Source organism: Balneola sp. EhC07, assembly GCF_001650905.1.
GTDB lineage: Bacteria > Bacteroidota > Rhodothermia > Balneolales > Balneolaceae > Balneola.
Genome location: NZ_LXYG01000016.1, coordinates 60,376 through 86,576, shown reverse-complemented (window position 1 = coordinate 86,576; position 26,201 = coordinate 60,376). Strand labels below are relative to the sequence as shown.

Genomic DNA, 26,201 nt, shown 5'->3' with positions numbered 1-26,201 from the left:
ACGTGCTTCAAAAAATCCTTTATAATTTTGATATAGCCATAGAGGCAATTCGCAGAAATAAGCTGCGTGCTTTTCTTACTTCACTGGGAATAATCTTTGGTGTTGGATCTGTGATCGCAATGTTAGCGATAGGTACAGGAGCGCAGCAAGAAGTGCTTTCTCAAATGCAATTGCTTGGTACAAATAATGTGATCATTCAACCGGTAATTGAACAAGAAGAAGGTCAGGTTGATGAAGAAAACGCTACAGAAAATGCTAAAAGATTTTCACCAGGGTTAACACTGGAAGACCTCAGGAGCATCCAGGAAGTTTTACCTGAAATTGAGTTTGTAAGCCCAGAGATCGTTTACGAAACCAATTTTATTCGAAATGCCAGAATGAGAACCGGTAAGTTGGTTGGTGTGAATGATGATTACTTTGATATCAATAACTTCGAAATAATTGACGGCTCTAATTTTTCAGATGCTCAAATAGAAAACTCATCTCCCGTTTGCATTATTGGCTATGACGTTCGTGCTAAGTTTTTTGCCGGACAAGATCCAATTGGTAAAAAAATTAAAGTTGGTCACCTTTGGTTAACCGTTGTTGGGGTACTAAAAAAGAGAGAGTTGACTACTGAAAACATCGAAAGTTTGGGAATCAGAAATTACAATCTGGATATTTTTGCTCCGGCAACCACAGTGCTTCTTCGTTTTAAAAACCGTGCTCTTCTCACAAAGAAAGATCTAAGCGGCGGAAGCTCAACTGTTTTTTTTGGTGGCGGAATGATGGTTTCTTCCGGTGGTTCCAATAAAGGTGGCGATGGAAATTATAATCAGCTTGATAAGCTAATAGTTAGAGTGAGTGACACTAAATACAGTGTTCCTATAGCAGAAGTGCTTTCCAGAATGTTAAAACGTCGGCACAATGACGTTGTGGACTTTGAGATCATTGTTCCTGAACAACTGCTTCAACAAGAACAAAGAACCAAACGAATTTTTAATATTGTTCTTTCATCTATTGCGTCTATTTCTTTGATCGTGGGTGGAATTGGCATTATGAATATCATGCTGGCCTCTGTTGTTGAACGTTACCGTGAAATTGGAGTTCGAATGGCCGTTGGAGCACAAAAGAAAGATATTGAACTGCAGTTTTTGACAGAAGCTTTAACCATAAGCATTACCGGTGGTATTTTGGGTATTATTCTCGGAATGTTGTTCAGCTTTGCTATTGAAGCCACTGCTGATATCGCCACCATAGTTACCCCTATTTCAATTTTCATCTCATTTGGTGTAGCACTTTTAATCGGAGTTGTCTTCGGATTTTTCCCTGCTAAACGTGCCGCTCAACAAGATCCAGTACACGCATTAAGACATGAATAAAAGATTTTTCCTTCCATTTTTAGCTCTGATTATATTCGGAACGACTCAACTATTTGGCCAAACTACCAGAACCTTGTCTCTCGAAGAAAGTATAGAGATAGCAAAAGACAACAGTCCTCTTTCCAGAGCTGCAACCTTTAGTTTAATTGCTTCAAAATGGAGATATAAATCATTCAGAGCTGATCTATTGCCGGGATTTACACTTTCCGGAGATGCCCCTAATTTCAGTAATCAAATCTTTGCAAATGTACAGGATGATGGTACAGTTGTTTTTTCCAGAAGAACACAGTCCGAAGCTTCTATAAATTTTTCAGCCAGTCAAAATATTTTGCCAACCGGAGGAAATCTTTCCCTTTCAACCGGCATAACTCGCCTTGGAATCTTCAATGGCGAGAATACATATGCATGGCAGAGTACTCCTTTAATAGCAAGTTATACTCAACCTCTTTTTCAGTTCAATAACCTGAAATGGAGGAACAAGATTGAACCCCTTCGCTTCAAGATTGCTGAAAAGCAATTTGTAGAAGATCTCGAAGATCTTTCTTTTACGGTAACTCAAAGCTTTTTTGACGTATTGATCTCTAAGATCAATGTTGAAATTGCAGAGTTCAATGTTACAGTTAATGATTCTATCTACAACATTTCTAAAGGCAGGTATGAAGTGGGAAGCCTTGCTGAAAATGACCTTCTTCAAACAGAACTTGCATATAGAAACGCCGAAACTTCGTTAACGAATGCGAAGTTGAACTATCAACGAGTTGCAGAAAACTTCAAAGCTCTTCTTGGTATAGATAACAACGTAACACTTGAAGTAAAAGCCCCTAGAACTGCGCCCGATATAAATCTAGACTTTGATAAAGCGTTAGAACTTGCCTTAGAAAATAATAGCCAATCTCTTCAATTTCGACTAGACGAAATACAGGCAAATCAAGCTTACGATCAGGCAAAGAAAAGTGCTGGATTTTCAGCCACTTTGAGAGCGGATTATGGATTAAACCAGACCTCAACTGAGTTTGAAGATTTATACACAAACCCTGACAACAGACAGTTTTTTAATGTTGGTTTTCAAATCCCGATCTTTAACTGGGGTAAAAATGTTGCCCAGATAAAGTCTGCCCGCAATCAACAACTGGCTACTGCAAACAATATTGAATATCAACGATTACAGTTTGAGCTAAGCGTTAGAAGTACCGTTCGGGAATTTGAGTTGCTTAAAGGTCAGGTTGAGCTGGCTGAAATATCGGATAACATTGCAGAACGTCGTTATGAGGTCTCAAAAAACAGATATTTGATTGGAAAAATTGACATCACGAATCTTTTTATCGCTCAAAATGAAAAAGACAGTGCCCGAAGAAACTATATTCAGGCATTAAGAAATTACTGGACAGGATACTATAATCTTCGCCGATTGACCTTATATGATTTTGCTCAGGACTCTCCTATCTATCATGAAATAGATTTATAAGTATAAATTACGATTCAGGTTTTAGTACTTCTTTAGTATTCCCTACATTTAGGGATTAACTAACTACCAAATCTGATTTATGAAATACTTATCAGTTATAATTTTTACAGGGTTTCTTCTGGCTTGTTCAACCCCTACTCAGAAATTCACAGCCCTTCCTGAAGGAGTACAAACCGTTTCATTATTAGGAGACACATTAGAAACTAACTCCTCTATGTTACAACAGGAACTCGCTGAACGAATCGACTCTTTGATACTACTGGAAAGATCAAGAGACGCTGAAACCGAAGCTGTGATCTGGGAAGCCCGATATTTAGGATATAATGGAGAATACAGAAAAGCTGTTGATCTGTTATCCAAAAGAATTGAGCAAGATTCTAAGAATCCTGCCTTATATCGACACCGAGGACATCGCTATATCTCTCTTCGTGCTTTTGATGACGCAATCAAAGATTTGGAAAAAGCTGCTGAACTCATCAAAGGAACTGAAGATGTTGTTGAGCAAGACGGTCTTCCTAATGAAATGAACAGCCCGACAAGTAGTTTACATACCAACATTTGGTACCATTTAGGACTGGCTTATTACTTAACCAATGATTTCGAAAAAGCCCAAAAAGCATATGTAGAATGCATCAATGCAAGCACCAATGATGATATGATGATAGCTGCCCTTTATTGGTATTACATGAGCCTGAGAAGAGACGGGCAAGACGAGTTTGCCGGAAAAGTTATTGACCCTGTCCGTTCAGAGATGAACATCATTGAAAACGACAGTTACCATAAACTGCTTTTAGTGTTTAAAGGTGAGTTTGATCCCAATGCTTTATTGGATACAGAAACAGATGCTTTAAGCAACGCAACTGCCGGTTACGGAATTGGGAACTGGCATTATATCAATGGCAGAAAAGACAGAGCAATGGAAATCTGGCAGAATGTTTATGACGCCGGGAACTGGTCTGCATTCGGGTTTATAGCAAGTGAAGCGGAGCTTGCGGGAGAATAGGGTATTTATCCACACGCGATAAAAATCGAATAACTACCTTTGGAAATAACTCTAATGAGTTCAGGGTTTTCATTATCCAGAAAAACTTTAGGATTAATTAAATCATAATAATATCCGCTGCCTTCACTTTTTTCTCTTTCAAGAATGTATGATTTCAATGACGCCAATATGGTTTTTGATTGAGTTTGATAGTCATAAGAGATCAAATCATAATCTTGGTTGACATAAAAAAGCAGATCATTATTTTCATCGATGGCCAGTGAATTTATTGAGTTATTATCACTTAAATTTTCAACTTTTTTAGATTGTAACTCAAAAAATGAAACTCCGCCATCTATGTTTTTGAAGAGTATATACCCATCGTTTTCAAATATTTCAGGCAATGTTCCTTCTGCAATTTTCTCGGTATTCCCATCTTCTTGTACAAAATAGATCGTATCATTTTTTGAATACACAAAAACGTTCGATGAGTTTGAATGATCAAAATCAAGACCTTCTATTGTGCTTTCAACAGAACCATAACTTGCAATTAAGGTAACGTTACTATCTGTGCGTTTATATTGTTCTATTTCCTGATAGAAAACAAAGTCATTTATAACAGCCTCTGAGGAATCCGTCACCACTTCTCGGGTTTGATGGCTGACCTGGAAAAATACGGTTTCTTGTTCTGAAGAGGGTTTATAAATTCTTGAAATCTTATATCTGTTTTTACTAATAAAATTTGCAGATCGAACTTCTAAGGTATCAATAGAAACGGGCTTAAAACTATAAGCGCTTTCATCAAGTTTTATCTCAACCAATAATGAAAGCCCCTCCTGAGCTGTTACATCAGTGTCAGAATATGAATTGCTTACTTCAAGAGGCTCAGTAATAGTGCAGAGCAAAGCTCTTTTACTATTCATTGTTTCACATTCTTGATATGTCTCAGGAATTTCAAAGATGTTTTTAGAATTGAGATCAAAAACCCAATTGTTATTAATTATCAATCCATTTTTTGATTCGTAATCTAAATCTGTGGAATTATCTCTTGAGTAATAATGATTATGATCAGAAGTTTTCAGGATTTCATTCCAATATGAATTAGACACATCAATTTTAAGTTCTAAAACAATTGATTCGGTTCCGTAATCTTCATAATCAGGACAGCCGCATGAGTACACAAACAAAAGTGAAACCGAAATAAATATTATAAGAGCTGCTCTGCTGTTAATCACAATACCTTGCCTCTTTGTAATTAACTAAAAATATAAATTCAGAATCGTTAATATAAGCTGGTCGACTTACAGTAATGTATGTTCTGTCTTTATTTTTAGTAGAAAATATTTTTTCAAGATCGAATATAGTTTCAACTTTACCCTCTTCTTCTCCACTCAGGCTCAATTCCTCAAACTTTAGCCTTTGAATCTCATTATCCCATTCTATAATTGGATATAAAAGCTTATCTGAATTAGCTGAAAAGTCAGATTTATTTTTTAATGAATAACTATTATATGCAGAATAGATTTGCAGGTCTTCCTCAATGTTAGTGTCCGAATTATATAATGAGAGTCCGTTATTGCCATAGTAAGAGAAAAGAATTCCATTCGGAGAAACGGTTGGAGCACGTCTGTTTTCAATAGTTTTCATTTCTCCTGTTACCAAATTCACAACAACCACATTGTTTTGCTCTTGAAACACTAACCTTTCCTGATTTGCTGAAAAAAAGAGATTATCAATATTGTCATATTGTTGAGAATTATCACCAAGCTCGATCAAGACTTCTTTAACTTCAGAAGTGTGCTCATCCATTAGCACTATTTTTCTACTAAAATAAAAGCTATTCACGTAGAAGTTATTCTCAGCACTATCTGCTGAAACAATCTTTATTTCTTCATCCAGAAAAGCAATTATACCCTCCTTATTATTAAGAAACGATTTAACAGGAAATCTTAACTTAGGTATTACAACTTTATTCTTGTCATCTCTGAATGCCTTTAATGATAAAACAGGTTTATTTAGTTGCCCTGATTCTCCCATCCCTAATATACTTGACTCTAACGCATTGACAGGAAATGAAATGGAATCTGAATAACTAAAGGTGCCATAATTCGAATTAGTTATCAGCAAATCATTCATGGATGAGTTCGGGCTCACTAAAATCTCTTCAGAATTATACCGATCTGGCTCAAGTGATTCGCTTATTTCTAAAGACTTCAAATCTAAAATGTAACTTCTTTCTGCAGATTTCAGGAGTAATTTATCGTTCGAAAGTTGTTCGGTTGTATAATCGTCTATACCATAAGAAACAGTCTTATTTTCTTCGTCTAGATCTTTAATCTCAAACTTAGAGGTCTCCGAATTAACCAGTACTATATAGTTAAAATCGTTATTTAGCTCTGTACAATTCTCAAAAATATCTCCACAACCGGCAAATAAAATTGTCAGTAAACAAAAACCAATATGTATAAGCTTAGTAAGAATTCCTGATAGTTGATTTAGCAGGTAATATATTGTTATTAATTAAAAAACAAAGCGTTACCAAATAACAGCTTACCATTATGCCAAAAACCTCTGTAAAGTGGATTATCTATCATATAGACCACTTTTCCACTGCCCATGTTCTGCACTCCGAATGAAAGCGTGTTTTCAAGATTTTCTTTTGCATCGGCCCCTACAAAACCACTCCTTACAGCACCGGCTTTGGCCGCTCCTACATTCCAGCCATTTTCTAAATACTCATAACCTGCAGAACCAAGTTTTAGCGACATATAGGTTTCGCCATACCCAAAAGCTAAAGGGTGTGTATTATCCATGGTTAATTCAAAAATGGAACCTGCGTTTAGACGAGATGCGGATGCCCTGCCTGATTCACCATACTTTTTCAATTTATCATTCGGATCTTCGTCTTTCTTATCGTCATCGTTGTCTGAAGATTTTCTTTTAAGATTGAATCCATCTTTACCGGCTAAAAACCCGTTTGCTCCTTCAACTGCGATCAAGGTTCCTCCCCCTCTTATCCACTCCTTCAGATCATTGAGTCCGTCTTCATCGAAAGTTCTTCCGTAAGATCCTGAAGGCATGATCATAACGTCATATTCATGCCAGTCTATATATCCAATATCATCTCTGTTGATAAGATTTACCGGGTAATCGATCTGTTGATCAAAATAATGCCAGATATGACCTACCATATTTGAGCTTGTTCCTTCACCCGCTATTAAACCAACTTTCGGAGCGGTTAAAAACTTTACTGAAGATGATCCGAAGTCTTTTCCTGAGTTTACAAATCCGGTGGCAACAGGAGTTATAAATCGGCCAAGTTCATCTGCTGTTTTCTTTACGATCTCATCAAAATCATCGCCCAATTTTTCATTGCCGTTTCTTGTAATAACAAGCGTTCCTGCTTCATACTTATTTCCATTCATCGTAAAAGGTTGTTCAGCATAGCGAGCGTTTATTCCTTTTTTAAGAAGCGCTGCCAAATATTTCAGATCATTTAAAGAATTCCACTTGGCCAGATATGCGTATGGTTTATTCACATTTGCCGACACCATTCCTGTTGTTCTGCTGGAAACAGGCTGTTGGTTAACATTTCCTTTAACAGCAAAACCTTCCAGTCCATAAGCATAATGAGTTTCCCAAGCTGTGATGTCATAGGTTAGAGAATCTTCCAATTCAGGTTTTGGCTCGAATAAAACTCTTACCAAAGTTCCCTGAGGCTGAAAAGTACTTATTACATAATCACCTTCTTCGATATTTACTCTGCCTGTTTCACCTGTTGAATAATCATAACCCTCCATTCGGGAGTTACTTGCTGCTTCTCCAAACTGGATATTTTGCTTGATCAAATATTGCAGTAAACTCGCAACTTTATCAGGATTGCTGGATTTCTTAACTATGAATGTCTTGTATTCCCCTGCACCATTTTCTCTTGTTTGCTGAAAATAGTTCGAAAATTCATCTACAACTCTTTCCTTGTTTTGAGCAGTAATCTCCACGGTAGAAAGACCTGTGGTTGAATGATGAGTCAATCTGTCCCAAAGTCTTAACGTATCTCCTTCAGCTGTTCTAACTCCAAGCCCACCTCTGCTATGGCCCGCTTGTTCGTAGGTCATTCCAATAGCGCCGTTAAATGTTGGCCAGGTATCACCGTAACTAGGGTAGAACAAATCAAAAAACTCTTTAGTGAAATACAGCCAGTTTTCCTGATCAAAATATTTTGCATGATTTTTACCGATCATCGTTTGATACTCACTTTGCCAATCGGTAATAGCGGTATGATATGGTCTGGCAGCAGGAGCAAAATAATACGGACTGTTGAAACCCTGCTCATGAAAATCTACATGTACATGAGGCATCCAGGAAAGATAAGTTTGAATTCTGTACTGAGTTTCTACCTGTGTTTGCCAAGCCCAATCTCTGTTCAGATCAAAATAGTAGTGATTGGTTCTCCCTCCCGGCCACGGCTCGCTATGCTCACGGGATTCCGGATTTACATTGGGTTCTTTGCCTGTAACAGATTTATTCCAGTATACATATCGGTCTCTTCCATCAGGATTGATCATCGGGTCCATCACAACCATTACATCATTCAGCCAGTTACTCTTTTCTGTGATCAACTTATAGATCGTATTTAAAGCTGCTTCGCTGGATGATGTTTCATTCCCATGAACGTTGTAGCTTAACCAAACTATGGGTGTTTTATCGGCTGATGGTTCTCCATCCAAAAAGCCAACTCGTTTCAAATTATTTGTTCTTATCTCCTCAGAGCGATTCTGATTTTCAACAGAAGAAACGGTTACTATTATAAGCTCTCTTCCTTCGTAGGTTTCGCCATATTTTTCGATTTCGACCATATCAGAATTCTCAGCCACATGCTGAAAATATGCATAAACTTTATGATGTGGGGTCCATTGTTCTCCAAGCTCGTATCCCAAAAATTCTGCAGGAGATCGTAGCTGTGCAAATGCAGAGGTAGATAAAATTAATAGAAATATGAAGGATTTTAGAATTCGGTTCATGTCTGTAAATTTAAATTTAGTGAGAATTTGCAGTGAGCTAACCAATTTTGCAGTTAAATTTTATTTAAGATGGATTTTACAGTTTACTTTTCCTTTGAACAACTCTTTTGAATAACTTTTACGGAAATCTTAATACAATCAGTAATTATGCTTTTACGATCAGCCCTTATCTTTTTCTTCTTTTCGGGATTTAGCCCTGAAATAATAATGCGACATGATGTAGACGAATCCGAATACATTGCTTTAGCTGAAAATTATGCCGGCTCTGCGATCAGGCTTAATGCAGGATGCGGAACTTTCATTCTTCCGAATGTGATCATTACTGCAGCTCATGTTGCTTCTGTTCCACAAATTGGAGATGATGTGACCGTTGATGGAATTAAATACGATATTAAAAAGATCATTAATCATCCGGAATTCGATATGAGCAGAAGCATTGCCAACGACATCGCCATCATTATTCTGGAAGAAGATGTTCCCGGTGTTGAGCTGGCAAAACTCTATTACAATAATGACGAAGTTGGCAAGGAGATCATTTTTGCAGGAACAGGATGGGCAGGCACCGGCGATAAAGGAATGGTTGAAGGCTCGATCAACAAAGACCGGAAAATGCGCGCTGCTCAGAACAGAGTAGATGGAGCTCGAGACGACGGTTTTATTCGGTTTACGTTTGATGCTCCTGATTCAGAAGATGCATTGCCGTTAGAAGGGATCAGCGGACCGGGTGATAGCGGAGGACCGGCTCTCTGGTTTGATAGCGAACAGGCATATATAATTGGTGTAAGCTCACATCAAAATGGCAGAGGAATGGGAAAACCGGAAGGCGTGTATAATGTGTATGAATTCTACACAAGAGTTTCTGAATTTACAGATTGGATTGAGACCGAATTAAAAAACAACGATATTGATCTGAACCAATAGTCAGTCACTAAAACGCCATATCGCAAAAGCTATAAAACAAATTTTGTGTTTTTGTGCTTCCGTGGCAAAAGAAATTGAAAGATATGCCCAGCAATCAAGACATCGCCTCCAAACTCAGAGAAGTTTTCCAACTCATGCAATTGGCAGGAGAGAATCGCTTTAAGGCCATCGCCTTTGACAAAGCTGCTCTCACTGTGGATGGAATGAGCGAAGATATCAACGAGTACATCAACAATAAGAACCTGACTGATATTAAAGGAATCGGAAAATCCATTGCTGAAGATATTTACGCTTACGATGAAACTGGAAAAATGCCGGTACTGGAAGCTTTTCGTGAAAAGATTCCGCCGGGACTTTTGAAATGGACTGAAATTTCAGGATTGGGTCCAAAGAACATCCTCAAAATTCATGAGACCTTTGGCATTACTGAAATTGAAGAATTGAAGGAACTGATCAATAACGGTGAACTTGCAAAACTACCGGGATTAGGTGGAAAATCAGCAGAGAAAATTCAGAAGTCTATCGAATGGATGGAAAAATATGATGAGCGATGCCGACTGGATGAAGCTCAAAAAATTGCTGATGATATTTTTGCCAGCTTAAAAGATCTGGAAGGAGTTCAACAAATTGAAGTGGCTGGGTCGCTGCGTCGGTCCAAAGAAACCATCGGGGATATTGATATTCTGATTGCCGCGGATGAAAAGCATATCCCGGGATTATTCGAAGTATTCACCAATCACGGAAGAGTAACAGAGATACTTGGAAAAGGAGATACCAAAAGCTCTGTTCGAACTACAGATGGGCGACAGGTTGATCTTCGGATCGTTAAACCGGAAAACTTTGCCGCTGCTTTGATGTACTTCACCGGAAGTAAGGAACATAATGTAGAGCTGCGATCTCGTGCCAGAAATAAAGGGATGAGTTTGAATGAATATGGTTTATATAAGCTCAAAGAAGACGGTGAAACCAATTGGGAGGCTCCTCAGGAATTCAAAACCGAATCGGATATCTATAAATTATTAGATCTGAATTTTGTGCCTCCGGAATTACGTGAAGATCGTGGTGAATTTGAGATCTTTGAAACTCATAAAGAGATCGACCTTGTAACGGACGATGATATTCGTGGAGTAATCCATGCTCACAGTACCTGGAGTGATGGGAAGTTTTCCATCAAAGAAATGGCGGAAGCCTGTATAGAAAGAGGTTATGAATATTTAGGAATTACTGATCACTCCCAAACAGCAGCTTACGCCGGTGGATTAAAACCGGATGAAGTAAAGCAACAATGGGATGAAATTGATGCATTGAACGAAGGGTTTAAATCGTCAGGGACAAACTTTGTGATCTTTAAAGGAATCGAATCTGATATTCTGGCCGATGGAAGTCTGGATTATGAAGATGATATTCTGGAAGGATTTGATTTTATAATCGCTTCCGTTCATCAATCGTTAGAAATGCCCGAAAAGAAAATGATGGAGCGGTTTAGAAATGCGATCAAAAATCCATACACACGAATGATCGGTCATCCAACCGGACGATTACTTCTTAAAAGAGAAGAAAGTAAGATCGACCTGAACGAATTGGTTGCCTTGGCAGCAGAGCATAACACTGCTATCGAGATCAATGCCAATCCCCGACGATTAGACTTAGACTGGAAGTTCGGAAACAAAGCCAAAGAAGTTGGGTTGATGACTTCTGTAAATCCCGATGCTCACACTATTGATGGCATCGACCTGATGAAATATGGAACCCGAATTGCCCGCAAAGGTAAATACGAAAAAGAACGTGTCCTGAATACAAAAAGCGCTGAAGAAGTACTGAATTTTTTCCAGGCGAAATAAACCACTATTGATTTATTTTTCTAACCGTGGCAGTTATTAATTGTCGATTGAAACAGGAAACTTCTGTAATAATCCTTCTTCTTGCATGATCTTTTCGATGCTTTCAATATCTCGTGGTAGGTAGTCGCTTATTACCTCTACGCCATTTTTTGTAACCACTATCATATCTTCAAGCCTGATGTATATCTTTTCTTCAGGCACTCTGAATTGTGGTTCTATAACAAAAACCATTCCTTCCTCTAACGGTGCACTGTAATCTCCTACATCATGAACCGACATACCAACACCATGCCCAAGTGACATTCTTGGGCTTTTAGATCTCTCTTTGTATGAATTAACAAATTCTGTAGCACGGGTTTTAAAAAGCGGTTTAGAAAAAGTTGTTGTTTCAAGAATATTATCCATTTCAACCACAGCTTTTTTCATTACTTCCTGTGGCGTTAAACCGATCTTTATATTCTTCAAAATAGCCTCATAAATTCTCAAATAGAAAGTGTACAATTCTCTCTGAACCGGATTAAAAATCCCGTTTGCAGGCCACATCCGTCCCAGATCACTGGAATAATATCTGTCATAGGCACCGTAATCCATTAAGATCATATCTCCATCTTTTGCGGCTCTAACGCTTCCGTGATAATGATTCATATAAGCGTCCGGACCAAAATGGATAAGAGCATAGTAGGCAGGTCCCTGAATATTCTGAGTCCAGTATATATAGTTTGCAACTCCTTCAAGTTCATAAGGCTTAATTCCAACTTCTGTTGACCTCATTGATTCCATGATCACTTCTGCCTGCAATCTTGTAGATCTTCTAATCAGCTCTATTTCCTTAGGGCTTTTGATCTTTCTCAGCTCATCAATAACAGGGTCTAGATCATTTACAGCCAGATCAGATGACGCCTTTTTTAGTTCGTTTATAAAATTCTCATGTCTAGCAGGTCTTGTATCCAAAGGGTTTTCTTTAACATCATTCAAAGCGCGTCTTGCCATGCCTCTGGTCATTCCCAAACCTTCGTACGGACTGAAAGGAGTATATATATTTTCTATCTGCTTGTTGTCGTTGTAAGATTTTAAATGCTCTTTTAAAGTAGAATAAGACCCAACAGCCTCAATTCCGGATAACTCTTTCACTAGCTCTGCATCTTCAAATGAAAGTATTTTTCCCTCTCCATATTCGCGCCCGCTTTTTCGATCGTACAAATATATCGTGGCTGTTCTGCTGCTTCCATCCAAAATCAGATATGCATCAGGAGACTCCATTCCGGACAAATAATAAAACTCATTGTACTGTCTGAAGTGATGATACCCCTCAGGACTTGGTGCCCCCTGAAGCACAGCTATAGAACTTTCTCCGATTTCATCATAGACCTTTGCTCTTCTTTCTGCAAACTCCTCCGGACCAAAGTGTTCCGTGAAAAGCGGTCTGTCTTCATCTTTTGTAGAAGAATGCCAGGTATCTTGTGCCTGAGCATTTGTTTGAATAACGAAACCCAAAATAATAGTTATACAGAACGAAACGGCTGGAACAGCCTTGGAATAAAAGGGTGATTTCATAATAATAAACCCGGAGTTAGTTTTCTTTTTTAATAATAAGATGAGGCATTGTAATTAAAATCTAATAATAAGCAAAGCCATACGGGTTAGTATTCAATTCTGTTCCCCAGCAAATACCCGTACGGTTTCAGTTCTTCAATTTGCTCAAAGATCACACGAAGAATTCCAATCAGCGGCACAAAAAGGATCATTCCGGAAATTCCCCATAGTTCTCCACCAATGATCAACGCCAACATTGCCATAAAAGGATTTATAGCCACTTTGGACCCCACAATTCTTGGAGTGATGAAGTTGCCCTCCAGAAACTGAACCGTTCCGAAAACAGCAATCACTAATAATGGTGTCAGTAAAGAATCTCCCAACAAAAATGCGAATAATAGCGGCGGCAACGCTCCGATAATAATGCCGATATAAGGAATTACGGCAAGTAATGACGCAAACACTCCAAAGAAAATGGCATGTTCTAACCCGATCAACAATAAACCGGTGGTATTCAACACTGCCAGAATACCTATTACGGTAAGCATGCCAACCAGATAGTTTTGGGTGACCTCCTGTACATTATCCAGCACACCATCGATCATAGAATTGCCTTCTTTACGTTCAAACAACTTCCTGAAAAAGGTTTGGTACATCTCTTTGTAATACAGCATAAAGAAAATGAATATGGGGAGCAGCGACATCAGCGTGAAAGCACTGGTGGTTGCGCTTACAACAGAACCCAGATATTGTCCGCTTTTATCGATCAGGTTGCTGAGACCTTGTTCTAAGTAATCGGTTCGCTCTTCTTCCGAAATACCTACTGTTTCTTCTAAGAATTGAACACCTTCAGCAGTAACAGATTTGAGTCTATCAGTTACTTCCGGGATTCGCTCAGAAAATTGAACGAATTGTGCTGAGATCAAAGTCACAATTCCACTGAATACGATTACAACAAGCAATAAAGTCAAGATAATGCTGAAAGCCCTTCCCAGCTTCCAGCTTTCCAGCTTGTTGACAATCGGATTTAACAGCATCGAAATAAAGGCTGCAAAAGCCAGAGGCATCAGAATGAATTTTCCGTAGCTCAAAATTACAAACAGAAGTGATAATCCTATTAAAGTAACCGAGGACTTCAGCCAAAAAGGATGTTTATCTTTTGAAGCAGGTGCGGGTGAGTGGTGTTTCATTTAGATAAGATATTGAGAATTTCTTAGTGATTTCTTGCATAGCACTATCATGATCATGAAAATCCATATTTTGCACATGGTTTACAAACAGAGATTTCTTCGAATTATCTTCCTAACCGTCCTGAGGTTGGTTCTCCAAAGAAAACTTAAGCCTAAAACTCGTATCTCCATATTCCGAATGCAAATCCAGATTGCCCCGAAGTTGCTTAGTCAGGGTTTTAATTAATTTCATACCCAGACTTTTGGAGTCTTTGCCTGGTTTTTCAAGATTGGAAAATCCCACACCGTTATCTTTTATTTCCAAAAAGTACTCATCACCTGTTTTGTTCAGGCTCAAACTAACAGTCCCCTCATTCAATTCCTTAAATGCATGCTTATAAGAATTCACTATTATTTCGTTTATAAGCAAACCTAAAGGAATAGCTTTTTGAATCGGAAGACTTATTTTATCACAATCATGAACAATATTTATCTCTTTATCAGGAGTTTTTAGAGTTGCTTCAAGGGAATGACAAAGCCGATCCAAATATTCTGAAAATTCAACATTAGCAAAGTCTTCCGTTTGGTATAATGTTTCGTGCACAAAACCCATCGACTTAATTCTGGATTTGGCATCATCAAGTACTTTTATGATTCCAGGATCAGTATTCCTCATTCGCTGCAGATCAAGTAGTGCAATTACAACTGCGAGATTATTCTTCACTCTGTGATGGATCTCGTTCAGCAAGGTTTCCTTTTCAGAAAGAGACTCTTTTAAACGTTCTTCAGCAATAGTAAGAGATCCCGTCCGCTCTTCTACTTTCTTTTTTAATTCCGTATTCCAGCTGGTAATTACAAACACAGCCCCAATCCCCACACAAAATACGATCCAAATAGAAACCCAAGTAATGATACCGAATGACTCTATCGAACTTATAATTGCTTCACTGGTCAGGGTTTTCATTGTGTGTACCTGTTCTGCGATCCTCTTTTTGGCGAGATAATCACCTGAAAAGATAAAAACCGAGATCACAACTGTTATCAAAATAACTGTGCTGTAGATCCATTTTGTAGAAACTTCTTTCTTTTCCGGAAATTCGAAGGTTTTCTCTTTCCATCTTTCAAGAGCCGGTGAACAGATATATAAAATCGGAGCTATTATAAAAACAGTTTGAAGAAAAGAACCTGACCACCAACCATTCCACATATAAATGGTTTCTGATGCATTTAAATCATGCTCCAGGCTCCATATAAATGTTCCAAGAGAGCTGGCGGTAGATGCCACAAAGGATGTCCCCACATATAAAACGATACTACTCACTGATCTTAACTGATAAGAAAAATTCAAACAGTGATAAACGATAGCATAAATTGAAAGAGTGAATGTGAATGACAGCCCGAATAATATAGCCCAAAAAGGATCCAGACTACTGAATACTCCGATAATGAACATTGACAAGAACACAACTATAAATGACCATTCGAAACCGAACCAGAACAGCAATAATAAACCTATAATCATTGATGGGTTAAGAATGAAAATTTTCAAAAGTTCATTTTTATTCCCACCGGGATCGATCCAGTCTGAAGGTAAATTATTCAGTGAAAACCAGATGGTTCCGGAAATCAAAAGTATCCAGCCAATCAGAACAACGATTACGCGCTTGTCGAATGGTTCGTACCTCCCAAGAATAAAATCCAGGTGTATTGGTTTCCACATAATTTGTAAACAATGTCAATTGATCACTTTATCGTTCTAAAGCCGCGCTACTTAAATAATTGGCCTTTTTAACCCGAAAAGAATTTGACGAAATGAACTAACAGTAAATAAAATCTTCAGGTAAAAAGCTACAAAAAATAAACGTAACTCCTTGGGGTTGTACAGGTTTTAGAATTTTAGGAAATGCATCAACGAAAAAAGCAGCGTTGTCTTAAAAACTCTTGAGTAATTTTTTCTGTTTAATTTCACTCGAAATTAAAATGACGAATACCTACTTTGTATGAAATTAAAAGTTTGAGTTATGCATATAGACCATATCGGTATTGCTGTAAAAGACCTGGAATCAGCTGTTAAAACCTATGAGAAGATTTTAAATCGCAGCTGCGATAAAAGGGAAGTCGTTGATAGTGAGAAGGTAGAAACAGCCTTTTTTAATACCGGAGAATCAAAGGTTGAATTGCTTGGTGGCACAGCGCCGGATTCGGTCATCAATAAATACATCGAGAAAAAGGGAGAAGGTATTCACCACGTTGCGTTTGAAGTGCAGGATATCCATTCGGAGCTGGATCGCCTCAGGCAAGAAGGATTTACCGTCCTTAACGAGCAACCCAAAGATGGTGCCGATAACAAGCTCGTGGCTTTTGTTCATCCCAAAGATAATCACGGAGTTTTGATCGAACTTTGCCAAACCAAGTCATAATCTTGATTGAGTTTTGCATAAATCGTTATGTATCTTTGGAGCCTTATCTGTCTGATTCGGGGCGTGGCGTAGTGGTCAAGAAAGCCAAATCTACTTCTAAAAGGAAAAAGGCTGAGTTGAATGGAGCTTTGTAAGCTCCGAAAGAGAAGGTGTTGCTTTCTCTTTTTTAGATTTATTTTTTTTGCCTTAGATTTAGCAAAGTAAATAAATAGCTTATGAGAAAAAATATTATTGGGATACTATTAATTGGCTTATTGGCTTTCAAAATTTCTTACGCTCAGGAAGAGCTTACCATAGCTGAAAAGACTTTTGAATATTGTAATGACAAGATAGCTCAAGATCGAGGTGTGTGGTGGTCACTTTTCACCTATAGATTATGTTTCTTTCATAATCCTGAGACTAATCCAGATATGATAGATTCAACCTATGTTGAAGCTTATGACGCTCTTGATATAAAAAGAAAAAATGCAGTACAGGTACCAATATTTGAAGAAAACGTTCAATCTATAACCTATGAAAAACAGGCTGATAGCTCATACATCTTTAAAATAGTTTTTAAGGAAGATTTAAGTTCAATTTCACTTCAAATAGAAAAGGATGAGATCACAGCAAAATATAGAAGCCTCTTGACTTCTTTAACAAATAATGGTGGAATAATATTAGGTGAAATTAGAGATCCAAAAGCATTAGATATTTTGAAAAATATCCACATTTTCACAAGTGGGAATACACTCGGAAAGATTCCTGCTATACCAGTCTTATTAAATGGGAAACCGATAAAGAATTAGGTCGTTGTTTCAAATCCGAATAGTGGCCAAGTGGCGTAATTCTGCTAAAAGTTCTTTGGAAATAATTTCGGGTAGACTGGCTATTCAGTTTTTATTTCTCACATAAAAAAGTTTTCCCATATTTGACCACTTAACCACTGTTGACTATAAGTAAATAATTCTGCTTATTTTTGGGTAATCAGCTAATTTAACGATAGTCTTTATGAGACAGCCGTCCTTAAAAATTGGATTCAATAAAAACTAAGAAATGAAAAACATTGTCTTATGCTTCGATGGGACGTGGAACGATCCGGCTATGAGGGATGGAGATGCAGCTGTGACTACAAATGTTTGCAAGCTGTTTGAAGCTACCATCGATGATAGCTCACAACACAAGTGGTATGATAAAGGTGTTGGAACTCAAGGTTTGATTGATAAATTTCTGGGTGGTGGTATAGGGGTCGGACTGAACGAGAATGTGAGGGAGGGTTATGCGCAACTTTTAGAAAATTACAAAGAGGGTGATCAGGTATTCCTTTTTGGATTCAGTCGAGGCGCTTGTACAGCAAGAAGCTTGGCGGGTCTATTAAATTCTTGTGGATTAGTGCAAAAAGATAAGTGGGAAAATAGTGGAAAGAAATGGGAAGTTAATCGAGTTGTAGATTATGTATTTGATGTCTATAAGCGCTCCCGGAGGTTCAACTTGCGCTCACACAATATAGCCATCGAATTTAAAAAGAGGTTCTCAATTTCAGGATGTATTCATCTGATAGGTGTTTGGGACACTGTAAATTCACTTGGCCTAATTATGGACTCTTGGAATAGGGTGGCAAGAAAGCTAGGATTGTTTTGTTTTCATGATGTTAGGCTCAGAAAAAATGTAATGCATGCCTACCATGCTCTTGCTATAGATGAACAGCGTTGGTGTTTCTATCCACGATTGTGGGATAGCGATGATATCAAGAGAGCGAAGGGTGAAGTTGAACAGGTTTGGTTCGCAGGGGTTCACGGTAATGTAGGGGGAAGCTATGAAGATGCCGGGTTATCGGACATCGCATTAAATTGGATCCTTTGTCATGCAGTTAACAAAGGACTTAGAATTGACTGGAAAAAATTAAATTTAAAGCCAAACCCTCATGGAAAGCTACGACTTTCCCATAAAGAGGGTTTCTGGAAATATTCTTTTTTAAAATATATGCGTAAAATCCCAAACAATGCAAAGATTCATGAATCGGTGCTTAAAAGAATTGAAAAAACTTCGAATAAAACTACACCACAAACAAGGTACGAGAGAAGGTCTAGTCACACTTATGTGATTACTCCTCCTCTGGACTCTTAGCAATTCTAAACTATCATTTTAACTACTTTTGACTATAAGTGATTAATTCTACTGTATAAGATAAGTATGTTTGATAATATATTAGCACGATACAACAATAAGGGTTCATTCACTTTTAGTCCTAATGAAATATTGGAGAGTAAATGTAATGCGCCAACAAACCAGAACGGAGTTTATTTGATCTATCAAGTTGAAGACGATAATGAAATCCTACTTTATATTGGTTCAAGCGGTCAGTTTAGAAATGGCGTGATGTCGGTTCGGAAATCAGGACTTGGAGGGATGAAAGATCGTTTAGTAAATGGTCATCATCCTAAATTTGGGAAAATAGGCCGCAAAAAAGCTTTTCCCAATCAAATGAATAAGCAAAATATTGATAAGATTAAGATCTACTGGTGGGTAACATGGGATAATAATCAGAAAGATATCCCTACTAAAGTAGAGGGCCAGTTGAAACAAATTTATGAGGATAAATATTTAAAAAGTCCTCCATGGCATAGATAGAATAATATTAAAAATTATAACACGACTCGGCTTTAGGGTTCGCTGGAAAACTTGTGTGCAATAAAATTATTCAGTTACTTCAACAAAAACTGAGACCTGTGCTGCTTAGCCCAAGGTCAGCAGGCATAGAAATATAAGGAGGTACGTTCCAATGAAAATTCAAACTATTTTCTATGGTTTTCTTATTTTAATATTTTCAATTTCTTGTGATTCACAAGAACGGTTTTCTAAATTCGAAAATCGAATAACTATTCTAGAGGATTCTCTATCAACACTCGGAGAACAAATAATCTACTTAAACTCCGAAGTCTGGAAGCTTAATAGGGATAAATATAACCGAGAGCTTTTTGAAAACCTTGATAAGATTGCATATTTAAATCCTGGTTCAAGTGGTTACTCTACAATTAAATCCGATCTAGGTGTATTAACAGTTAGTTTGGAAAATGTTCGGCCATATGCAAATGGAAGTCAAGTAACATTAAAGTGGGGGAATATCTTAAATACTGCAATTGATGGACTAAATATGAAGATTGAATATGGAAGCGTAGACGAGACTGGTTCTCCTGATAATGAAAATGCAAAAAGTCGCGAGTTCAAAATGAGTGAGTCTTTGAAATCTGGATATTGGAATAATGTAAATGTAGTCTTGGAAGGTATTCGACCTGAGAATTTGGGTTTTGTTAGAATCAGAGAAGTTTACCATTCAGGGATTCGGTTAAGTACTAATTAATATAAGCTCAATATGCCTTCAGGCAGTCTCGCCCATCCCAGTGACTAAGTGACGGAATAGCAATATGATAATTAGAATCTATTTGTTTTAAATTTTTAGTCTATAATCACCAAATGGGTTACGATGTCCATCGACCTCAACAAAAACTTGTCTAAAGATTTCTAGTCTTTCTCGAGCTTCGAATCTTTTATTATTCCTAGCCTCCGCCCGTATGAGATACATGCTCCAGTCCTCCAAACCAATTTTATGCTGGTTTTCCCACAAGAGCTTTGCAAGTTCGAGCTCAGCATCCGATGAATTTATTAATTCTCCCCACTTCCTGTACCCGAGCATGTGTGCAAAGAGGTGCTGAGCTTTCATTAGGCTAAAGTTCTTTTCATCCCAATCATACTCACCGAAAATTCTGTCGATATCGTAATAAGTCGGTGAGTAGAAATAATATGTAATTCCAAGATCTTGGTCGACCTTTTTGCTTTTAGTTTTATAATCCTTGAAAAGTTTCTTCGCTTGAAGCTTGAAATATTCAACAGGTGACATGCTATACTCCTTTAATTACTAAGTCTGCTATCTAGTTGTTACCGTCCGTAATTTTGGTCTAGAGAACAAACTTATATTAAGGTTGTATAATCCAGTTGAGGGCTGATAAGATCTTTGCACGGACGAGCAGGCCTGCCTAATGGCACTATTCGAGTATAGTAGTAATGGAAAATAATATCAACATTGAAACAGAAAAAAGTTAGGAATAATACTACTTGCTCTCGGGAATGCTTTTAAAAAGCAAACCAAAGAATAACTTCATTTCAAAGCCCTGCCAACCTGTTCACTAATATCCATATTCAGAAGATCCGCATATCTTTGAGTGGTCTTTACGTCTGCATGGCGTAGCCAGCGCTGGACTGTGTAAATAGGCACTCCGGCGCGGAGTAATTCTATACAGCATGTGTGTCGTAGGCTGTGAATGTTCAGGTAGATTTTATTGGGTAATGCTTTCTTTAAATATCGATTGAACAGTCGGTTGGTATGTCTTCTACAAGAGTGACCAAACAGCCTGTCATCCTCAGATCTACATTCAGCGAGCTTACTTCGGGCTATTTCTTTCAATGGCTCTACACTTTGAATAGGAAGTACCTGCTTCTTTTTACTCTTAGTGACGAAGTGGGCATTTCCAATAGTAATCTCCCAGGTATCAGTATTTATATCATTTGCTCTGAGGTTCAATGTTTCTGAAAGTCTCATTCCGGATAAACGTTGCCAATGAATAAAATCGATCAGCCATAAAGCATTCGTTTCCTTTTTCTGAAAACCTTTTTGCAGATCTTTGGCCACTTTGCCACTGATATAGCTTGTCAGCTTTTCAATGTCTTCTTTAGTGAAGTAGTTGATGGATTCTTCTTGTTCACCCCCATCATTATTCACATGCAGTTTCTTTGAATTCAGCTTAGCCAGATTATTCTCATGTAGCCAGATCAGAAAGGTCTTAAGTTTCTTTTTGTGGGATCGTTTAGTTTCATACTTGATGTCATTCCTATTAAGAAAAGTGTTGAAGTGATCTTCTGTAATTCCTCCGACCGGAAGGTCATTACTCATCCTCCTTACAAAATCTTCCAGCACATACTTAGCATTCTTTGCGGTGTTTGGTCGCCAATCTTTCTTTGATTTTACTTTGATATAATGATCCAAGGCTTCTTTGATAGTAGAATCTTTGCTTATCTCCTCTCCTTCAATGTAAATCGTATCATCCAGCCAAGGATCAAAAGTTCCGATAGCAAATTCATCTTCAAGTTTACGCTGAAGTTTTAGTGCAGTTTGTTTAGTTCTTGTTTTTAGCGGCACTCGCCTTCTCTTAGGCCTTCTTTTACTGTTGTAGAATTGTACGTAGTAGAGTCCGTGCTGCTTAATAAGTGATGACATCTCGATAGCAATTTAATAGCAGTCACTACCATTTTGTGCACGAGAAAAACAAAAAAATAAGATTGAACACCGCCTTCAAAGCCCGTATTTTAGCCTTTCAAAATCGGGGCGTGGCGTAGTCCGGTAGCGCACTCGGCTGGGGGCCGAGGGGTCGCAGGTTCAAATCCTGTCGCCCCGACTTATCTTTTTTATTATCAGGTTTCTCTTTTCTCCGCAATACTGATCTTATTGGCTTATATGTTACACTTTTGTGAGGCAAAGCTGATCTCCTTTTATTGTATTGATATACTGTTTAACATGTTCAGAACTTTATGACGCGTTATTTTTCGATCTTTATAGTAGCATTATTTTTTCTGAGCGCTGATGAAGTTACAGCACAAACTTGTGGGTGTGCAGGGGCTCCGTTATTAAGCTCCCAAACAATAAGTTCAGCTGCTAAAAAAAATTTATTGGTTGGTTTAAAATATCAATATCACGCGATCGACGGATTATACAACGGCTCCCAAAAACTGGACAGAAAAAGCGTTCAAAGAAATACAAAATCCAGCTTGCTTGAATTACACTATGGCTTAACGAACAGGTTTACACTTTCAGGTACTTTCTCCTTCATCAGCAAAACAAGAACCTCCGGCTTGCAAAACAATAATCCTACTACAATAACAACGAATGGAGTAGGCGACGCTTTAATAATGCTTAAATACGTAGTTCATCAGAATACATATAACAACCAATATCAATTTGCGGTTGGAACAGGTTTTAAAGCACCGTTTGGAGATTTTGATCTTACAGCCAACGGCATTCAGTTAAATGCAGATATGCAGCCGGGAACCGGAGCCTGGGATGGTTTCTTGTGGTCTTACTTATCAAAAACATTTGCTCCTAAAACATCTTTAAACGCTTTTATGGCCAATTCTTATAAAATTACAGGAGAGGCAAGCAGGTCAGATCAACCCGGAGATGTCTATAAATTTGGCAATGAGTTTGTATCTACTCTCGGAGTGGGAAATGAACTTTATAAGAAGTTCTCATACACTTTTATGATTCAGTACAGGCATACAACTTCACACAAACTTGATGACCGAAGCTTAGCAAATACGGGTGGTGAATGGGCGTACATCATTCCCGGCATTTCATATAAGTTGAATAGCAGAATTTCTTTGCAGCTAAACGGTCAATTTCCCATTTATCAAAACCTGAACGGAACACAATCAACTACTTCATACGCCGCTGATATTTCACTTTTTTATAGCTTTAACCCACGCATAATTTTTTAGAATTATGAAAGCATTTTTCACTTATATCATTCTCATACCATCACTCTTAACTCTTAGTGCATGCAATGGAAATACTTCGTTATCAGGCGGAGATGATGGCGACGAAGTTGTAGATAATGATGGATGGCTGTTACCTAAAGATGAGATCCGGGACGGAGGCGTTGGAAAGGATGGAATACCCTCTATTGATGACCCGCTTTTTGTTCCTAAAGAAGAAATTGATTTTATAGTGGATGATCGGCTTGTCGTAGGCATCCTGATAGATAATGAAGTAAGAGCATATCCACATCAGGTTCTGGACTGGCATGAAATTGTTAATGATAAGATCGGTGACACTTCATTTGTATTAAGTTATTGTCCTTTAACCGGCACCGGAATGGCTTGGAATGCTGAAATAGAAGGAACTTCCACTGAATTTGGTGTATCGGGTCTTCTCTTTAGAAACAACCTGATCCTTTACGACAGAGAAACAGACAATCGGTGGTCTCAAATGTTCATGAAGAGCGTTAAAGGAACAATGAGTGGCAAAGAAACTCAAATGATCGATGTAATTGAAACCAAATGGTCAACCTGGATCAAGATGTTTCCGGAAGCTGATATTCTCAGGCCAAACTCCGGCAGTACTAACGGTTACAGAGACTATGCTTATGGAAAGGGATACCTCACAAATGATAAAGATTTCGTGTTTCCCCCTAATAATATCGATCAAAGATTGTCAAGTAAAGAGAGGGTTCATGGAATAGTTTTCAACAACTCATTAGAAGAAGAAACTCCCGTACGAGTGTATTCCACAAGTCATTTTACGGATACCGTAACCGTTATCAATGAGAGATATCATGATTATGATATTGTGGTTGCAGGAAATAAAAAGATGGAATTTGCTGAAAGTTTTTATGCTAATATTGGTGATTCTACTCTTACCTTTAAAGCTGTTCAGGACTCTCTCCCGATCGTTATGAAAGACAATGAAGGAAACAGGTGGGATGTTTTTGGACGTGCAGTATCAGGACCCCGACTTGGTGAACGCTTAAATTCTACCCGATCTTTTACAGGCTATTGGTTTGCCTGGGCAGATATATATGATGTTGGTACATGTATCTATCCGGAAGTTGTGCGATGCGGGAGAATTGATCCGGGACAGTAAATAACTCGATTCTATCTTTCAAGCCTTCAATTCCTTAGCTCTGTGCAGGGAACTTTTTGACTCCTTTTTGATATAAATAAAAAAAGGAAATCCTATGTATGTTTTAGATTATCATCAGCAAGTGAAAAGAATCAATCAAATGATTCCCCTTCGAAAAAATGACAAAACTTTCGAGGTTTATTATCACGATCCACAATCAGGAGAATTGTGGAAAAGCTTTTTCCCATATGGTAAAAAAAAATCAAATAGTCCTAAGTTATTACGACCCGAGCCTCTTCCTTCTAACTTGGAACACCAACTCGAACTTTGCTTAAACAGCGGGAACCTTGCTGATGCAGAAGGCCTTGGAATTGAGTATTCTCTAAGCCCTGAAAAATGGGAATACTTGCTAAACCTTCTTAATGACAACAGAAAGAATTACACAAGGGCCGGATTTTTTACTTTTCTAAATAAATTGGGAGTAAAAGAACCCGATAAAACAATTGAAGCTCTTCACATTGATTTCAATAATGCATCTGTATCACGGGAAAAACTTATGACATTAAGAAAAAAAGCTAAAAAGCTTTGGTTTAAAAAACTAATCGGCCTTTAAGCAATTCCAAGCGCATTATTTAAATTAAAGAAAATTAATATTAAAATTTTCTAATATTTGTCGATAAGTGATTCAACAATCACTGTCGAATGAAAAAAATCTTCTTTTTATTACCCTTAATGCTGTTTTTGTCTCTTGGTCTACGCGCTCAGGAGACCACTATAATGACTGTTTCGGTTAAGGTAATCAGCGGCGTTAATGCAGAAAAAATTTCTGACCTCTATTTAACTGACCGTGCATCTTCCATTCATGATGGTGAAATTATTATTACTACTGCCCCTCGTTCTGATGTCTTTATCTCTGTTGATGAAAATTCGATGCTTACAAACTCACTCGGAGAAACATTTCAAATCGAAACAGACAGCCTTATTACTTCTGATACTAGCTCCGGAACAAGCTTGGTTTCAATAAGCGGATCACTACCTGAAAATAAAAAACTTGCCGGCCGGTATACCGGTACAGTGACAACTACTATCGTTTATTTATAAAATTTACCCCTTTGTACCCCAAGCCCTTTCTGATTGATTTCGGAGGGGCTTTTTTTTGTTAATAAATAACCATGAGTTTTAGTAACTTCGCAAAGCTAAACAGGCTTAATAATATTCAACCAGACATTTTGATATGATCCCAGAGGAATTACAAGACATTATTGATGAAGCAGATTTAAAAATGGACGAAGCTTTTTCATTTTTGAAAAAAGAGTTCTCTCATATCCGTGCAGGGAAAGCTAATCCTGCTTTGGTTGAGGGCGTGAAAGTTGAGTATTACGGCTCACAAACTCCTCTTCAACAATTGGCAAATATCACTGTTCCGGAACCGAGAATGCTTATGGTTTCTCCGTATGATAAATCTTCACTTCAGGATATCGAAAAAGCTATAATGGCTGCCGGTTTAGGACTTAATCCTATGAATGACGGTGATTTTATCAGAATACCTTTGCCAATACTTACCGAAGAAAGAAGAACGGAGTTAGTAAAGGTTGCACGAGACAAAGCCGAGCAAGCAAGGATCAGTATCAGAAATTCCCGAAGAGAAGCTAACGATGAAGTTAAAAAAGCTGTTGAAGCTGATTCCCTACCGGAAGATTCTAAGTTTGAAGCCGAGGACGAGGTCCAAAAAATTACAGACAGTAACATCAAAAAAGTAGATGATTATCTTTCCCAAAAAGAAAGTGAAATCATGACTGTCTAATCAACTACAAAGCACAAATTTCAAATAATACACAAC

General features: G+C 37.9%; 23 protein-coding genes and 1 tRNA gene. 16 read left to right on the top strand and 8 right to left on the bottom strand.

Annotation, left to right across the window (positions count from 1 at the left end; all coding sequences use genetic code 11):
• The first annotated feature begins 2 nt into the window (after positions 1-2).
• The 3 genes from A8B79_RS07820 (at position 3) to A8B79_RS07810 (ending at position 3,829) form a co-directional block, all read left to right on the top strand.
• Positions 3-1,361 carry an ABC transporter permease gene (locus tag A8B79_RS07820; protein ID WP_066220567.1) on the top strand — a complete coding sequence of 453 codons (1,359 nt, stop codon included), beginning with the start codon at positions 3-5 and terminating at the stop codon, positions 1,359-1,361.
• The gene (locus tag A8B79_RS07815) at positions 1,354-2,826 is read left to right on the top strand and encodes a TolC family protein (protein ID WP_066220564.1); all 1,473 of its coding nucleotides are present in this window, start codon (positions 1,354-1,356) and stop codon (positions 2,824-2,826) included. The genes A8B79_RS07820 and A8B79_RS07815 overlap by 8 nt, the downstream gene beginning before the upstream one ends.
• A 79-nt stretch (positions 2,827-2,905) precedes the next feature.
• Positions 2,906-3,829: a tetratricopeptide repeat protein gene (locus A8B79_RS07810; protein ID WP_066220561.1), complete on the top strand. Its 924-nt coding sequence runs from the start codon at positions 2,906-2,908 to the stop codon at positions 3,827-3,829.
• A gap of 5 nt (positions 3,830-3,834) precedes the next feature.
• Here A8B79_RS07810 and A8B79_RS07805 read toward each other — a convergent pair whose 3' ends face one another.
• The 3 genes from A8B79_RS07805 to A8B79_RS07795 form a co-directional block, all read right to left on the bottom strand.
• The gene (locus tag A8B79_RS07805) at positions 3,835-5,043 is read right to left on the bottom strand and encodes a hypothetical protein (protein ID WP_066220557.1); all 1,209 of its coding nucleotides are present in this window, start codon (positions 5,041-5,043) and stop codon (positions 3,835-3,837) included.
• A complete protein-coding gene (locus tag A8B79_RS07800; RefSeq protein WP_066220555.1) occupies positions 5,036-6,025 on the bottom strand; it encodes a hypothetical protein in 990 nt (329 codons plus the stop codon). The genes A8B79_RS07805 and A8B79_RS07800 overlap by 8 nt, the downstream gene beginning before the upstream one ends.
• A gap of 299 nt (positions 6,026-6,324) precedes the next feature.
• Positions 6,325-8,829: a M14 family metallopeptidase gene (locus A8B79_RS07795; RefSeq protein WP_066220554.1), complete on the bottom strand. Its 2,505-nt coding sequence runs from the start codon at positions 8,827-8,829 to the stop codon at positions 6,325-6,327.
• A 147-nt stretch (positions 8,830-8,976) separates the two neighbouring features.
• Between A8B79_RS07795 and A8B79_RS07790 the strand changes: the two genes are divergently transcribed.
• Positions 8,977-9,750 (top strand): S1 family peptidase, encoded by a 774-nt coding sequence (locus A8B79_RS07790; RefSeq protein WP_066220550.1) that lies wholly within the window; start codon positions 8,977-8,979, stop codon positions 9,748-9,750.
• Positions 9,751-9,833: 83 nt separating this feature from the next.
• Positions 9,834-11,591 carry a DNA polymerase/3'-5' exonuclease PolX gene (polX, locus tag A8B79_RS07785; RefSeq protein WP_066220547.1) on the top strand — a complete coding sequence of 586 codons (1,758 nt, stop codon included), beginning with the start codon at positions 9,834-9,836 and terminating at the stop codon, positions 11,589-11,591.
• 36 nt (positions 11,592-11,627) lie between these two features.
• Here polX and A8B79_RS07780 read toward each other — a convergent pair whose 3' ends face one another.
• The 3 genes from A8B79_RS07780 to A8B79_RS07770 form a co-directional block, all read right to left on the bottom strand.
• Positions 11,628-13,145 (bottom strand): M24 family metallopeptidase, encoded by a 1,518-nt coding sequence (locus A8B79_RS07780; protein WP_082894110.1) that lies wholly within the window; start codon positions 13,143-13,145, stop codon positions 11,628-11,630.
• An 86-nt stretch (positions 13,146-13,231) separates the two neighbouring features.
• Positions 13,232-14,314, bottom strand: coding sequence for an AI-2E family transporter (locus A8B79_RS07775; RefSeq protein WP_066220545.1), 1,083 nt, complete (start codon positions 14,312-14,314; stop codon positions 13,232-13,234).
• 112 nt (positions 14,315-14,426) lie between these two features.
• Positions 14,427-16,013, bottom strand: coding sequence for a histidine kinase dimerization/phosphoacceptor domain -containing protein (locus A8B79_RS07770; protein ID WP_066220543.1), 1,587 nt, complete (start codon positions 16,011-16,013; stop codon positions 14,427-14,429).
• 301 nt (positions 16,014-16,314) lie between these two features.
• Between A8B79_RS07770 and mce the strand changes: the two genes are divergently transcribed.
• The 5 genes from mce to A8B79_RS07745 all read left to right on the top strand — a co-directional run bounded on the left by mce (position 16,315) and on the right by A8B79_RS07745 (position 20,053).
• Positions 16,315-16,713: a methylmalonyl-CoA epimerase gene (gene mce, locus A8B79_RS07765; protein WP_066220541.1), complete on the top strand. Its 399-nt coding sequence runs from the start codon at positions 16,315-16,317 to the stop codon at positions 16,711-16,713.
• Positions 16,714-16,928: 215 nt separating this feature from the next.
• A complete protein-coding gene (locus A8B79_RS07760) occupies positions 16,929-17,501 on the top strand; it encodes a hypothetical protein (protein ID WP_066220537.1) in 573 nt (190 codons plus the stop codon).
• A gap of 247 nt (positions 17,502-17,748) precedes the next feature.
• Positions 17,749-18,819, top strand: a complete 1,071-nt coding sequence (locus A8B79_RS07755) for a DUF2235 domain-containing protein (RefSeq protein WP_066220534.1) — start codon at positions 17,749-17,751, stop codon at positions 18,817-18,819.
• Between the two features lie 66 nt (positions 18,820-18,885).
• On the top strand, positions 18,886-19,323 hold the full coding sequence (locus tag A8B79_RS07750) for a hypothetical protein (protein WP_066220531.1): 438 nt from the start codon (positions 18,886-18,888) through the stop codon (positions 19,321-19,323).
• Positions 19,324-19,474: 151 nt separating this feature from the next.
• Positions 19,475-20,053: a DUF3251 domain-containing protein gene (locus A8B79_RS07745; protein ID WP_066220528.1), complete on the top strand. Its 579-nt coding sequence runs from the start codon at positions 19,475-19,477 to the stop codon at positions 20,051-20,053.
• Positions 20,054-20,140: 87 nt separating this feature from the next.
• Here A8B79_RS07745 and A8B79_RS07740 read toward each other — a convergent pair whose 3' ends face one another.
• Positions 20,141-20,590: a hypothetical protein gene (locus A8B79_RS07740; RefSeq protein WP_066220526.1), complete on the bottom strand. Its 450-nt coding sequence runs from the start codon at positions 20,588-20,590 to the stop codon at positions 20,141-20,143.
• A gap of 258 nt (positions 20,591-20,848) precedes the next feature.
• Positions 20,849-21,964: a tyrosine-type recombinase/integrase gene (locus tag A8B79_RS07735; RefSeq protein ID WP_066220525.1), complete on the bottom strand. Its 1,116-nt coding sequence runs from the start codon at positions 21,962-21,964 to the stop codon at positions 20,849-20,851.
• A 104-nt stretch (positions 21,965-22,068) separates the two neighbouring features.
• Between A8B79_RS07735 and A8B79_RS07730 the strand changes: the two genes are divergently transcribed.
• From A8B79_RS07730 to frr, 6 genes are all read left to right on the top strand, one after another.
• A tRNA-Pro gene (locus tag A8B79_RS07730) sits at positions 22,069-22,142 on the top strand.
• Between the two features lie 133 nt (positions 22,143-22,275).
• A complete protein-coding gene (locus A8B79_RS07725; RefSeq protein ID WP_066220522.1) occupies positions 22,276-23,238 on the top strand; it encodes a hypothetical protein in 963 nt (320 codons plus the stop codon).
• Between the two features lie 4 nt (positions 23,239-23,242).
• Positions 23,243-24,382, top strand: coding sequence for a DUF3179 domain-containing protein (locus A8B79_RS07720; protein ID WP_066220519.1), 1,140 nt, complete (start codon positions 23,243-23,245; stop codon positions 24,380-24,382).
• Positions 24,383-24,476: 94 nt separating this feature from the next.
• The gene (locus A8B79_RS07715; protein ID WP_066220515.1) at positions 24,477-24,974 is read left to right on the top strand and encodes a hypothetical protein; all 498 of its coding nucleotides are present in this window, start codon (positions 24,477-24,479) and stop codon (positions 24,972-24,974) included.
• Positions 24,975-25,063: 89 nt separating this feature from the next.
• Entirely contained in the window at positions 25,064-25,462 is a 399-nt protein-coding gene (locus A8B79_RS07710; RefSeq protein ID WP_153038391.1) for a hypothetical protein, read from the top strand.
• A gap of 133 nt (positions 25,463-25,595) precedes the next feature.
• Entirely contained in the window at positions 25,596-26,165 is a 570-nt protein-coding gene (gene frr / locus A8B79_RS07705; protein WP_066220508.1) for a ribosome recycling factor, read from the top strand.
• Positions 26,166-26,201: the final 36 nt, after the last annotated feature.